The organism is Pseudomonas sp. ATCC 43928 (assembly GCF_005938665.2).
Classification (GTDB): Bacteria; Pseudomonadota; Gammaproteobacteria; order Pseudomonadales; family Pseudomonadaceae; genus Aquipseudomonas.
This window is the reverse complement of the sequence record NZ_CP041753.1, coordinates 4169658-4182469: the sequence shown is the minus strand read 5'-3', so window position 1 is coordinate 4182469 and position 12812 is coordinate 4169658. Positions and strand designations below refer to the sequence as shown.

Sequence of the window (12812 nt, the reverse complement as noted above, 5' to 3'; positions counted from 1 at the left end):
CCTGGCTCAAGCCTTGACCCAACGCTGACGGCTCCAGCTACTCAATGTATCGACGGCCAAGACCAATAACAGCATCGCCAGAATAACCGTGCTGGCTTGAGCTTCCTGGAACAGGCTGAGGCTGACATAGAGCATTTGCCCCAAACCACCGGCGCCGACGAAGCCGAGCACGCTGGCCATGCGGATGTTGTTTTCCCAGCGGTACAGGATGTAGGCCAGAAGCTGTGGCAACAGATTGGGCAGGGTGCCGTAACAGAACGCCCATACGGCATTGGCGCCCTGCAAACGGATCGCGTCGGCCGGTTCCGGTGGGGTGTTTTCCAGTGCTTCGGCGAACAACCGGCCGAGCACACCGGTGGTGTGCAGGGCCAGGGCCAGGGTGCCGGCGTTGGGGCCGAGCCCGGCGGCCAGGACCATCAGTGCGGCCCATACCAGTTCCGGCACCGCGCGCAAGGCGTTGAGCACCAGGCGTGACGCGCTCTGCAAAGGCCAGCCGTAGCGCCCGGCTGCGGGCAATGCCAATAGCAGGCCGAACACCGCCGCGAGCAGGGTGCCAAGGGCCGACATGGCCAGGGTTTCCAGGGCGCCGTGGCCGATGGCTTGTAGATGGCTCGAGCTCAGGTCCGGGCTGAGAAAACGCTGGGCATAAGCGCCCATCTGCTTCAGGTTGCCGGCGCCGCCGAGCTCGCCGAGGTCGATGCCCAGGTAGTTGAACGAGGCGATGACCGCTGCGCCGATGCACAGGAGCAGTGTCAGGTTGAGCAGGCGATTCATGTCAGCCTCCAGCGCAGCAGGCGGCTGAGTTGATCGGCGAGCAGCACCAGGACGAGGAACGTCAGTAACAGACTGGCCACTTCACCACCGGCGAACATGCGCAACGACAAATCCATTTGCTGGCCCAGGCCGCCGGCTCCGACGAAGCCCATCACCACCGAGGCGCGGATTGCGCATTCCCAGCGGTACACCGTGTACGACAGCAGTTCCGCAGCGACATTGGGCAGGATTCCGTAGCAAAAGGCGGCGAGCCGACCACTGCCGGATTGCAGTAGCGCGTGTACCGGGCGCTGGTCGACCGACTCGAAAATTTCCGCATAGACCTTGCCCAACATGCCGCTGTAGGTGATGGCAATGGCCAGTACCCCGGCCGTCGGGCCGAGGCCGACGGCGCGCACGAACAGCAGGGCCCAGACAATTTCCGGCACGCTGCGCAGGAAGATCAGCAAGCCGCGTATGGGCCAACGCAACAGTTGGCCCCAATAGCTCGGGTGGCCAGCGCGGGAAGCAGCAGACAGCGACAGAGCACGACTGGCGAGCAGGCCGGCGGGAATAGCCAACAGCAACGCCAGGGCCATGCCGGCCGTGGCGATGGCCAGGGTCTGCAGGGTGGCTTGCAACAACAGCTGGATAAACTCGTCGCCATGGGCCGGTGGCCAGAAGGCGGACACGAACCGGCCCATCTCGCTCTGACTGTCACTCGCCACCAGCACACGGAGGTCCAACTCGCTGAAGCGGATGCCGGGCCACAGCAAGGCAAGGGCCAGCAGGGTGAGCAGCAGACGGGGCAGGGCGGCCGGATCGCGGGTGTCAGACGTCAGCATCGGGGGATCTGCACACTCAAGGGAGCCGAAGGAATCGGCGAGGATTGCAACTGCTCATTGGCGTAGAGCTTGTCGAGCAGCTCGCGATCGACGGCGCTGGCCGCAAGGTCGAACAGGATCTGTCCATCACGCAAGCCGATGATGCGCGAAAAGTGCGCCAGGGCCAGCTCCACCGCGTGCAGGCTGGCGACCAGGGTGACGTTCTGCTCCCGAGCATGGCGGCACAGCACCGAAAGCGTGTGCTGGGCCAACACCGGGTCCATGGCCGATACCGGCTCATCGGCCAGCAACACCTCGGGCGCTTGATATAACACGCGGGCAATGCCCACGCGCTGTAGCTGTCCGCCGGACAGTTGCTGGCAATGCGCGAACAACTTGTCACTCAGGTCCAGCCTGGCCAATGCCGCGCGTGCGCCCGGAACATCCAGCGGATGCAGCAGGTTCAGCAGGCTCTTGCCCAGACCCCACTGACCCAGCTTGCCGGCCAGCACCGCGGTGACCACGCGCTGGCGGGGGGGCAGGGGAGGCGCCTGATGAATCAGACCGATACGCGCGCGCAGCCGCTGACGCTGACGGGCAGAAAGCTGCCAGACACGCTCGCCGAGCACCTGCAGCTCGCCGTTGCCCGGTCGCAGGGCGGTGGCCAACAGGTTGAGCAGACTCGACTTACCCGCGCCGGACGGGCCGATGATCGCGACCTGTTCGCGTGCACCGATGTGCAGATCCACGCCACGCAGCGCCTGGACACCGTTGGCGTGGGTAAGGCTGACCTGGGTCAGATGCAATGTCATTTGAGCAGTTCGGCGGCGCGTGCGGCTTCCTCGATGCCCTTGTAGTTCTCAGGCTTGGTTTCGATGAAGCGGCTGGCGGCCTGCAGGTCCAGAATCTCCTTGTCCCTCGGGTTCGCCGGATCGAGCGCCAGGAACGCAGCCTTTATCTTGGCCGCCAGCGCCGGGTCGAGGGTTCCGCGCACCGTCCAGTTGTAGTCGAAGTACGCAGGGGTGGTCGAAAACACTTTGACCTTGGTGGTATCGACCTTGCCGGCGGCGACCAGTTTTTCCCACACGCTGGCGTTGAGCACCCCGGCGTCGACCTTGCCAGCCTGGACCCAGGCAACGGTGGCGTCATGGGCGCCGGAGTAGCCGACGCGACTGAAGTAGGTCTCCGGCTTGATGCCTTCCTTGAGCATGAAATAGCGCGGCATCAGACTGCCGGAAGTGGAGGACACCGAGCCGAAGGCAAAGGTCTTGCCCTTGAGATCGGCGAGGGACTTGACGGCAGGGTCGGCGGTGATGAATTTGCTGGTGAATTGGGCGTCCTGTTCACGCTGCACCAACGGAATGGCATTGCCGGTTTTCAGGCGTGCCTGCACGAACGTGAAGCCGCCCAGCCAGGCCAGATCGATGCGATCGGTAGCCAGTGCCTCGACCACCGCCGGATAGTCGCTTACAGGTACGAACTCGACCTTCATGCCCAATTGTTGTTCCAGATAGGCGCCAAGCGGCTTGAACTTGCGCAGCAGTTCGGTCGGGGCTTCATCAGGAATCGCGCTGACTTTCAGGGTCTCGGCGGCTTGCGCCAGCAGGGTGCAAAAAGACAAGGACAAGCCGACGGCCAGTGCCAGGGTACGCTTGAGCATGGAAGATCTCCGGTGCATTTACGGAAGAATGTCGAGGCGCCTGGCACAAGGTGATTGCTGCGTGGCGCTTTGTGAGGGTAGCCGAAATGGAGCGAAATTGACTGCTTTTGGGCTATTGCGGTTTATTGCGAAGGGCGGCATACGACCCGAAGCTGCCCGTTGAATCAGGCTGCAATCGGCCGCAGTCACCGGCAAGCAGCAGTTCGTAACTGTTATCCGATGCAAAGTTTGGCCATTGAATTTATAAAGGCGGCAAAGCACCGTATCAGGACGCCGTAAAGGTATTTTCCATCGGCCAGCGCATTTCCAGATGTTCAGTCAAATAATGCATAAAAGCTTTGACCTTGGGTGTGATGGCGGCGCGTTCCTGGACGCATACATAAATATCGAGCGGTTCAGCGTAGGCATAAGTTGAAGCGTGGCGATGTTCAAACAGAGGAACGAGTTGGCCACTTTCGATAAAGGGCGCCGCCACGAACTCCGCCAAACGGGTTATTCCCGCGCCACGGACGGCCATTTGGGCTAGAGCGTCAACATCGTCGCTGATTGCGGTCGCATTGAGAGTAGCGTCGTAACGTTGGCCATCCCGGATAAAACCCCAACGTAGAAAGCGTCCGTCTAGCGGGTAGCGAAACGGTAGACAGGCATGGTGCTGGAGTTCTTCAGGATCGCGTGGCCAGCCGGCTCGTTCCAAATAGATGGGTGACGCGCAGATGATAAAAGGGACTGAAACGATCTTGCGAGCGACGATCCCCTCTTCTAGTTGTGGTTTTATCCGCAGGCTCAGATCAATGCCTTCTTGAATATGATTAATTTTGCGATCTGTGGTTGAGAGTTCAAGTATCAGGCGTGGGTAACGTGCAGCGAAGCCGGCGATTAGTGGCGCCAACACATGCCGCCCGAAAGCGGAGGTAGAAGCGATGCACAGTCGCCCTTGGAGTTGAGTCTGCGCGCTGGTGATCGCGCTTTGCGCCGATTCGAGATCACGCGCTATACGTTTCACTTTTTCGTAGTACACCATGCCGCTTTCGGTTAACGCCATGCTACGCGTGGTGCGCTGGAGAAGGCGCGTACCCAGGTGGGTTTCCAAGCGATATAGGGTCTGGCTAATGGCTGCCGCACTGACGCCCAGGGTTTTGGCCGCGCCCACGATGGAGCCCGCTTCAACCACCTTGATAAAGCTAGCAATCGCCCCTAACAGGTTCATCTTTGTTCCAGCGAGAAGAGTCATTCATAAGATTTTGTTTATAAAGCAACCACTGCTAGCCGTCTAGTTGCTAATTTTTGATCTTGCTATGGTGTTCGTCACCTACCAATCGAAGATCAAAAAGGTCTGATATGAATCCAAAAACATCCTCTAAAGCTCTATTTTTCAACCAACGCAAGCTCTCGGTTCGCGCTACGCCTTATGTTTTCGCACTGTATATGGCCACCATCATGGCGCTCTTGATGTCATTCGTGATCACTGCGGCAAATTCCGGTATTGAGAATGATTACCTAAGTAATGCGCTGCACGCCTATAAATTGGCCATGCCAGTGGCATTCCTGTGCATACTCGTCGTTCGCCCCATTGTGCTCAAACTGGTGTCTTTGACTGTACACCCACATCGTTAAGGGCGGCCGCTTGCGGCCCAATTGATGGGGCGTTGTGGACAACCCTATTGGGTCGACTGTTGCCGGCCGCCATAGGTCGGAGTCGACCTAAAGCTGACACTGTCCGCAGTCAGCTTCGAGTCTTCTCTCGATCCAGCAGGTTGTGGGCTATTCAGCGACGCCACGATCCCTCGGGCAATTCGACCTGCCGATGGGCCGCAGCCAAGGCAACCTTCAGCCCCTCTTTATCCAGCGGTATGCAGTAGGCGGGTTTAGCCCGTTCGAATCGCCAGCTTTCATCAAGACTGCCCGCATCTACCGCGTCGAATCCAATCTCGTCCAGTAACTTGATCACCAGCGCTTTCGCCGCCGGATCATCCGCCGCGATCGGCAGTGCGCGTCGGTCGGGCGCTGCTTTCGGGCGCGTGTCCTGCACCAGGTCCTGGGCGAGGATTGCATTGAACACCTTGACCACGCTGGAGTGGGGCAGGTGCTCGGCGAGCAAGCGGCTGGTGGTGGTTTCGAATCGGTCGAGAGCGGCAATGTGACCGTCGCGCTCCGGGTAGTAATTATTGGCATCCAGCACGGTTTTGCCCTCTAGCCACTTGGCCGGCACGCTTCGGTAATGCTCAAGAGGAATTGCCACGAGTACAACTTCGCCAAATTGTGCTGCGTCCTCGATAGTGCCGACCTGACTGCCAGGAATGCCACTGCGCACGCTGCTCATGGTCTGTGGCCCACGTGAATTACTGAGCATCGCCTCGTGTCCCGCGGCGATGACCAATTGCGCCACTGCACGTCCGATGAAGCCTGCCCCAATAATGCCGATACGCATGTCCTTGCTCCGCTGGTTAAGTAAGAAGAAACCATGATGATTGCCAACCAATAGCAGATAAATAATCATCGGCTACTTAGTCTCGTTACCAGGAGTGTCGAATGATGGACCGTCTGACGAGCATGGGAGCGTTTGTGATGGCGGCGGAATCCGGCTCCTATGCCAGTGCTGCCGAGCGATTGGGCCTGTCGGCGCAGATGGTGGCCAAGCATGTTGCCGCGCTTGAGCAGAGGCTAGGTGCGCGGCTGCTGAACCGGACCACCCGACGCCAGAGCCTGACTGAGTTGGGCAGCGCTTACTACGAACGCTGTAAGCACATTTTGAGCGAAGCTCAGGCTGCCGACTCCCTGGCGCAGATCATGAACGACACCCCGCGCGGCAAACTGAAAATCAGCGCTCCCGTCACGTTCGGTTCCTATAGCCTCATGCCTTTTGTGACGGAGTTTTTGCGTCAACACCCGGAAGTCGAAATCGATCTGCATTTGACCGATCGCTTCGTCGATCTGGTGGAGGAGGGTTATGAAGTGACTTTCAGAATTGGCCCGTTGACCGCGTCCAGTTTGACCGCCAGGCCGTTGGCACCTTATCGGTTGGTAGCCTGTGCGGCACCGAGCTACTTGACCGACCGCGGAGTGCCGCAAATACCGGATGATCTGAAGAACCATGAGTGTCTGGGGTATGCCTATTGGTCCCGGCCGGCCGACCGCGAATGGGTATTCTGCAAAGGCTCCGCAGTTGAACGGGTACAAGTCGTCAGTCGATTGCAGGTCAACGAGAGCAAAGCACTGCTGTCGGCAGCGCTGGACGGGTTCGGGATTGTCCTTGGTCCCGAAGACTTTCTTGAGCCCGCGTTGCGCAGCGGTGAGTTGGTTCGACTGTTAGCTGATTACGAAGCACCGAGCCGACAAATGCATTTGCTCTACACGGCCAATCGTCAGAGAACTGCCAAACTCCGACGATTTATCGAGGCTGCGCTCGTCCGCTTTGGTGCTCCTTGAGCAAGCTTTTGAGTTGTCTCAGCGGCATTGAATTGTGATTGATAGCGGTCGCAGGCTACTGCTTCATTGACTGGCTGCTGTTGGGCCGATTGTTGCCTGTCGCCAAGGGCAGTAAACGACCGATTCTGTTGAAAAAGTCGGTCTGCCCAAACTGCCTGATCATTGACTGGTGAAAACACCTTTTTTGCACGCTGCTACGTGAAATCTGAGTCCGGAAGCCACTGCAAAAAGTAAAGATTTCAATCTCGGACGCGTACTTTTCTGATACGCAAACCATGGCCGACTTTTTCAACAGAATCGGCCAGAAGCAGTCAATCGCTAAAACTCCAGCGCCCCAAATGGGGCGCTTTTTCTGCATATCTGCACGACTGGATAGCTAAGCGGCGCGTACTCGCGCCGAATACCTAAAATCCTTTAATCGCCTCACATCATGAACAAGACACGGAGAGCCCTATGGAGCAGCGCAAACACATTTGCGGCACAGACGAGATCAGAGTTCACGTTAAGGACGGTAGCGAGCTTAAGTACTGGGCACAAAAAAATTGTGGATTCCAAGAATGAGATAAGATCAGCCGTCAAGGAGGCTGGCGAGTCGCTTACCGCAGTCCAGCGGCGGATCAAGCTGATCCAGCACGCATGAGAAAGCAGTCCGGCCCAGTGTCGGGATTCGCTACCTGAAGTCCTCTCGCCCATCGCCATTCGCCTCCTGCTACGCTCTCACTTAGCGCCCCTAAGCAGCTCACGGCATCGTTGGGTCGCCAGGAGCCTAAAATGAAATGCGCATTTCTGACGTTCATAACCCTACTCACCTGCTCATCGGCAATAGCATCACCGCCAGATGGAGAAACACTTTTTCAAGATAACTGCGTTGTTTGTCACGGGCCTCGAGGCACGGGAGGATCGGCACCTAAGCTGGCCGGAGATTCCAGTGAATGGAAATCAAAAGTATTTGAGCGAGCAGTGCTGAGCGGTATCGACGACCATGGGAAGCCTCTGAAGGCGCCAATGCCGCATTGGGCTAGCGCTAGCTTCAAATCTGACAGCGGTGTAAAGCCAAGCAAACTTGAAATTGATGCAATTCAGAAATACCTGCATCAGCAAAAGTAGTGTGTTTGCTTCGACCGAATGCTTTCGTTTCGGCGACATGCTTTTCACGCAGTGCTCACATAATGGAGCGCAGATTACCCCTGCTCCTTTGAAGAATTCCCATTTGGCCCGCCCGCATGCGGGCCATTTTTTTGGCTGCTACGCGTTCCTGATTCAAAGGAGAAGTGGCCATACCTGACGTCTATGTTTCGCGTCTTCGGCAGCTTCATAGACGCTGAGCAGAAAGAGTGGTTAGCATCCCACAAACCTAAACGCGCCAAAGGCATCTAGCAGTACGGATGGAGCTGGCGGCCAGATCTAGGCTGCGGGCTATCGTAAGAAGTCATTTAGCACTGTTAGCATTGGCGGCTACGTTAGGTCGGGAGGCTGTTATGGAGGGCTCCGGAGTCGCGTCGTGCAAGATCTACCCGGTTGCGCCGCACTGGAGCATCACGCTGCGTCAATGCCTGTTGCAACCGCCGAGCCACTGCTACACCAGGACAATACGTTTGAGCTTGGCGTTCAGTGCGGCGAACGCCGCTTCGGTACTGGCCTTGTGGTTGGTGATGAGCACGTCGATGCGTTCTGGCGGGCAGAAAGCGACGCGGCTCTCCACGCCGATCTTGCTGTAGTCGGCGAGGATGACCACGCCTTCGGCATTGTCGGCCATGGCGCGCGCCACTTCGGCTTCGCGGTGGTCGTAGTTGCTGGCACCGCGCTGGGCGTCGATGCCGACGGGCGATAACAGCGCGAGGTCGGCCCGATAGCGGCCAATTTCCGCCACCGTGGTGCCGCCAACCGTAGCGGGAGCACGGTCGCCGAGCGAACCGCCCAGTACGATCACCTCGTTGTGCTGGCCGCCTGGCACAGCGGGATTACGCAATTGCAACGCCACGTTGAACGAGTTGGTGATCACGGTCAGCCCTCCCAGCTTGGCCAGCTCTTCGGCGAGGATGACGGTGGTGGTGCCCGCGTCGATAAACACAGTCTGTCCGTGCGACAGCAGACTGACCGCTGCGCGCGCGAGGTCACGCTTGAATTTGACGTTGATGTTCGCCCGCTCGGCGATGGGCGCTTCGTCCTCAACGCGGATGGCGCCGCCGTGTATCCGCTTCAACTCTCCCTGTTCCTCCAGAGCGACCAGGTCGCGTCGCACCGTCTCGCGTGAAACGTTCAGCTCCGTGACGATGCGGTCGGTGGTGACGCGCTGCAAAGTCGATAGTAGTGCGCGGATCCGCTGGTAACGCTCTTCTTGCCACATACCGGGTGTCCCTGCTGTTCGAGTCGCTGTCCGAGCACGCATTGTGGAGAGGCGTCAGTCGCTGTCAAGTTTGGCGCGGCCTCGTGATCATTGGGTTGGCGCAGCCTGCGCGTCATGTTTGTGTGATATTGAGGCATTATTGTTTTTTTGTGTATTTGGAGCTAGCCTCGTGGCCGGACGGTTTCTTCCCCTCGTCCGCATTTCGAAACACGCTTTCGCCATCGCCTCGGTTGTAACCTCTCATTTAGAAGTAGGAGCTATGCCATGCAGCGTCGCCAGTTTCTGAACACCCTCGCCACCGTTTCCGTTGTCAGTCCGCTGTTGTTGTCGTCCCGCATAACGCAAGCCGCCACGCCCCCGGCCACACCAAGTGCGCTGGACCCGGCGCGCTGGTCGCCGCTCAACCAAAAGCGTCTGCAGGCGGTGATCGATGAGCACGGCGTCAAGAGCGCGTCCTACCGCCCTGACCAGCGCCCGTACGCGGTGTTCGACTGGGACAACACCTGCATCATGAACGACTGCGAAGAAGCGCTGCTGGTCTACCAGATCAATCATCTGCAGTACAAGCTGACGCCCGATGAGTTCGCTGAGGTGGTGCGTCAGGACGTGCCGAACGGCGCGTTCATGAAGGACTACACCACGGTGGACGGCAAGCCGGTCAAGATGGAAGACATCGCCAGCGACGTAGAAGCGGATTACCGCTGGTTGCACGCCAACTACAAGGGGCTCGCCGGCGACAAGAGCCTGGAAGAGATTCAGGCCAGCGAGCAGTACAAGGATTTTCTCGCCAAGCTCTACTTTATGTACGACGCGATCTGCGACAGTTACCCGGTGGAGATCGGCTATAAGTGGATTCTGTATTTCTACAAGAACATGACCACGGCTGAGTTGCAGGCGATGGCCGAGGCTTCCAACAACTACGCCATCGGCGACGCACTGCGCAAGGTCAAGTACGAGAGCTCACGCACGTTGCCGGGCAAGGCCGGGGTGGTGGCGGATACGCACTTCCATGGCATCCGCATCCATGAGGAAATCCGCGGCCTGATGCACACGCTGCGTGCCAACGGCATCGATGTCTATGTCAGCACCGCCTCGATCGACGATGTGGTACGCGTGTTCGCGGGCAATCCTCATTACGGATACGACGTTCCGCCTGAGAACGTGATCGGCCTGCGCATGGCGATGGAAGGCGGCAAGTACACCACTCGCTATCAGCCGGACTGGCACTTCAACTACGGGCCGGGCAAGACCGTTGGCATCAAGAACGTGCTGGTTAAACAGAAGGGCTATGGCCCGGTGTTGGTGGCTGGCGACAGCGATGGCGATGCCTGGATGCTGCGCGACTTCAACGATACGGCGGTGGGGGTGATCGTCAACCGCATGAAGAAGGGTGAGATCGGCGCCGACAGCCAGCAGGCCGCTACCCAGTTGGGCACCCCGAACGCCCGCTTCATCCTGCAGGGGCGCAACGAGCACACTGGCCTGATGATTCCAGACGAGAAATCGCTCAAGTACGGTAAAGACGAGCTTAAGCTGCTGGCTTGATGGCACTGGCTCGCGGGTGGCCGGCGGCCATCCGCGAGCCGCAGTGCAACTCGCCTTGTACCTGCGGGAATGATGATTCTGCGCCGGAAAGTCGTTACCGCTACCGGCCCGAATGAGTCAGTCGTATCGAGTCAAAATTGTGAGTGGCCCTGGAATTACGAGGCGCGCTCCACAGACCGCTTTTTGGCCGAATGCTGCCTGTCATGAATGATGACGATAACTGTACGCCTAAGAAAAAGGTGGAGAAACGGCCACGGAGAAGGGGCAGTTCCATTCAGCCCCCCCCTTTTGATCGTTTTGGGCCTATGTCAGATTGAGTTTAATCGCGGCGATTACTGGTCTATTTTGGCCAACGAATCTGCATCCTTTAAATTTCCGTACATCCGACATGCAGCCGGTAACGGCTCTACCACCATAATTTGGGCGACCGATTGCATGTAAATCATATTGAATTTTATACCCAAACAATCCTTGTCGGTTGACTTAAATTCTACAAGTTGACCAGGCTGGTTTATCCCCAGTCCATCCACCACGCCGTTGATCTCTACAACTTTTTTGGAGGATTTTACATAAATAGTCGTATTGTATTTTTCCTTCCCGGCTTTTTCGCGAAAAGCAAAATACTTGCCGTCCTTTAACAAGGAAATATCGATTTCTTTATTAGTGCCAAAATGCAGCAATGAATAAATGATAACGCCACCAAAAATTAGCGCCATCAAGTTGTAAGGCCAAGCTAAGATTGTGTTCTGCATAATTTCCGCATATGTAATTAATAAGTACTGGAAAAGCACTACAGTACCAGCCCCTGGCACAGCCTCGGATAAAGCCGTTGAGGCAGCAAGCAGTCGCGAACACTGTGGATCACGAAAAATTGTGCTGGAGGTCAGCTATGTCAGTACCTATTTTCGGCAGGCATGGGGGTTTCTTGAGAGTCAATGCTGTTCCGAGTGGCTTTTTCTGCCTGCCACGGAGGATAGAAAGTGCCCCAAGCCTGAAATGCAGTGTCGGGCACAATAACCCGCCGGATGAAACTACTCCCGGAATTGCACGCATTCGATAGCTTCAAGAAGCTGGCCGTCGAAGTACTCGGCTCCATCTCGTTCCTGTCCTTTCAGGCGGCGCTGTACCTCGATAAGCAGATCGCGATGTTCTGATTCGAAAAAATAGCGACCACAAGATCATTCAAACTCTGTAGATGAGTGTCCCAGGCCTCCATGCAACGCTGCATTAGCCCTGTATCGCCATTCCCATTCCATGCGCCTAGAAGATTCGAGAGAGTCAGGTGTCGGTCATGACATGCCTTTGATAGGAAATGAAGGACTGGTAATTTCTCACGCTCTGGAGATAGTTGAATAGCGAAGTGAAGGGCTGCTTTTGGCCGAGGCTGTGTAAAAACGTTTTTGAGCGCGACAGGTACTCAGAACCGGACTGAAAATCGCGCTTCTACGCAAAATCCACATCTGCTGACGTGCCGATAAATTTCAGATTTAACGTAGACGCGAGCACTTCAATTTTGGTGAAGCGTTTTTACACACTCTGGGCCGTTTGCAGCCGGTCGCGAAGGGCAGAAATTCATCGCGTTGACTAAGATCTGAGGTGTTGGTAGTCAAACGGAGGCGCGCAATGAATCGGTCATCGCTATTTTTCGGATCGTTCAGCATCGCCTGTAGCGCGACAGCCGCTGTTCCACCGCCCATGGGCCCATTCGATGTGATCGAATGGCCGGCCACTCTGAAGGAGGCCCCTTCGCAAGGCGCTACGCTTGGGGCGTTCGTCATTCAATTCGAGAAAACAACGCTAGCGCAGGTGATGAGCGAAGCTTCCGTTGGCACCCTCGCACATCGAGGCGATGCAGGTGCAAGTGTGTATTGGTTGTGCTTCAGCCAGCCAAGTGTCGGCGTGCGGATATGGATCATCTCGAATGCCGAGATGGGCGGGGACAGCCACTATGTGACCAGTGTTGTCGCCGAAAAACTCAAGACTGCACGGCCGAGCAGTGACTGTCCTGCGTTACCGGCACAGTTGCATCCTGTGTCATTTGCCAATCACCTATGGCCAGGTTCTACAGATATAGATATTCAAAGAGTGCTCGGGATACCTTCACATCAGAATGGCGCATGGCGGACTTTCGACTTCCAGGGCAGAAAGCAAGGCAAGTGCGAAGGCGGATACGACGTGTATAACTGGCTGTGGACACGGTCGGACAACGGGCGCGTCAACAGGATTGATGCGGGTCAAACAACCAGCTGCTAGCCGC

At 57.3% G+C, this 12812-nt stretch carries 14 protein-coding genes; 6 read left to right on the top strand and 8 right to left on the bottom strand.

Features of this window, described 5'->3' with window-relative positions; translation table 11 throughout:
• Positions 1–6: 6 nt before the first annotated feature.
• The 5 genes from phnE to FFH90_RS19075 all read right to left on the bottom strand — a co-directional run bounded on the left by phnE (position 7) and on the right by FFH90_RS19075 (position 4444).
• The gene (gene phnE, locus FFH90_RS19095) at positions 7–774 is read right to left on the bottom strand and encodes a phosphonate ABC transporter, permease protein PhnE (protein WP_138867856.1); all 768 of its coding nucleotides are present in this window, start codon (positions 772–774) and stop codon (positions 7–9) included.
• Positions 771–1598, bottom strand: a complete 828-nt coding sequence (locus FFH90_RS19090; RefSeq protein WP_138867855.1) for an ABC transporter permease — start codon at positions 1596–1598, stop codon at positions 771–773. The genes phnE and FFH90_RS19090 overlap by 4 nt, the downstream gene beginning before the upstream one ends.
• Positions 1592–2389, bottom strand: a complete 798-nt coding sequence (locus FFH90_RS19085) for a phosphonate ABC transporter ATP-binding protein (RefSeq protein ID WP_138867854.1) — start codon at positions 2387–2389, stop codon at positions 1592–1594. Before FFH90_RS19085 ends, FFH90_RS19090 begins: the two co-directional genes overlap by 7 nt.
• Entirely contained in the window at positions 2386–3237 is an 852-nt protein-coding gene (locus tag FFH90_RS19080; RefSeq protein ID WP_018925643.1) for a putative selenate ABC transporter substrate-binding protein, read from the bottom strand. The genes FFH90_RS19085 and FFH90_RS19080 overlap by 4 nt, the downstream gene beginning before the upstream one ends.
• Before the next feature lie 265 nt (positions 3238–3502).
• Positions 3503–4444: a LysR family transcriptional regulator gene (locus tag FFH90_RS19075; protein WP_138867987.1), complete on the bottom strand. Its 942-nt coding sequence runs from the start codon at positions 4442–4444 to the stop codon at positions 3503–3505.
• Positions 4445–4575: 131 nt separating this feature from the next.
• Between FFH90_RS19075 and FFH90_RS19070 the strand changes: the two genes are divergently transcribed.
• Entirely contained in the window at positions 4576–4851 is a 276-nt protein-coding gene (locus tag FFH90_RS19070; protein ID WP_018925645.1) for a DUF2798 domain-containing protein, read from the top strand.
• A gap of 151 nt (positions 4852–5002) precedes the next feature.
• Here the strand turns inward: FFH90_RS19070 and FFH90_RS19065 are convergent, their stop codons facing one another.
• On the bottom strand, positions 5003–5665 hold the full coding sequence (locus FFH90_RS19065; protein ID WP_111455147.1) for an NADPH-dependent F420 reductase: 663 nt from the start codon (positions 5663–5665) through the stop codon (positions 5003–5005).
• A gap of 101 nt (positions 5666–5766) precedes the next feature.
• Between FFH90_RS19065 and FFH90_RS19060 the strand changes: the two genes are divergently transcribed.
• A complete protein-coding gene (locus FFH90_RS19060) occupies positions 5767–6663 on the top strand; it encodes a LysR family transcriptional regulator (RefSeq protein ID WP_172901176.1) in 897 nt (298 codons plus the stop codon).
• A gap of 771 nt (positions 6664–7434) precedes the next feature.
• On the top strand, positions 7435–7770 hold the full coding sequence (locus FFH90_RS19050) for a cytochrome c (protein WP_086944916.1): 336 nt from the start codon (positions 7435–7437) through the stop codon (positions 7768–7770).
• 469 nt (positions 7771–8239) lie between these two features.
• On the opposite strand, the gene FFH90_RS19045 is transcribed toward FFH90_RS19050, so the two are convergent.
• Positions 8240–9010, bottom strand: coding sequence for a DeoR/GlpR family DNA-binding transcription regulator (locus FFH90_RS19045; RefSeq protein WP_085717995.1), 771 nt, complete (start codon positions 9008–9010; stop codon positions 8240–8242).
• A 264-nt stretch (positions 9011–9274) separates the two neighbouring features.
• On the opposite strand from FFH90_RS19045, the gene FFH90_RS19040 reads away from it, so the two are divergent.
• Positions 9275–10555, top strand: coding sequence for an HAD family hydrolase (locus tag FFH90_RS19040; protein WP_018925648.1), 1281 nt, complete (start codon positions 9275–9277; stop codon positions 10553–10555).
• A gap of 332 nt (positions 10556–10887) precedes the next feature.
• Here the strand turns inward: FFH90_RS19040 and FFH90_RS19035 are convergent, their stop codons facing one another.
• Positions 10888–11307, bottom strand: a complete 420-nt coding sequence (locus FFH90_RS19035) for a hypothetical protein (RefSeq protein WP_138867853.1) — start codon at positions 11305–11307, stop codon at positions 10888–10890.
• 273 nt (positions 11308–11580) lie between these two features.
• Between FFH90_RS19035 and FFH90_RS30415 the strand changes: the two genes are divergently transcribed.
• Entirely contained in the window at positions 11581–11709 is a 129-nt protein-coding gene (locus FFH90_RS30415; protein ID WP_256663592.1) for a hypothetical protein, read from the top strand.
• Between the two features lie 469 nt (positions 11710–12178).
• Positions 12179–12808: a hypothetical protein gene (locus FFH90_RS19030; RefSeq protein ID WP_138867852.1), complete on the top strand. Its 630-nt coding sequence runs from the start codon at positions 12179–12181 to the stop codon at positions 12806–12808.
• Positions 12809–12812: the final 4 nt, after the last annotated feature.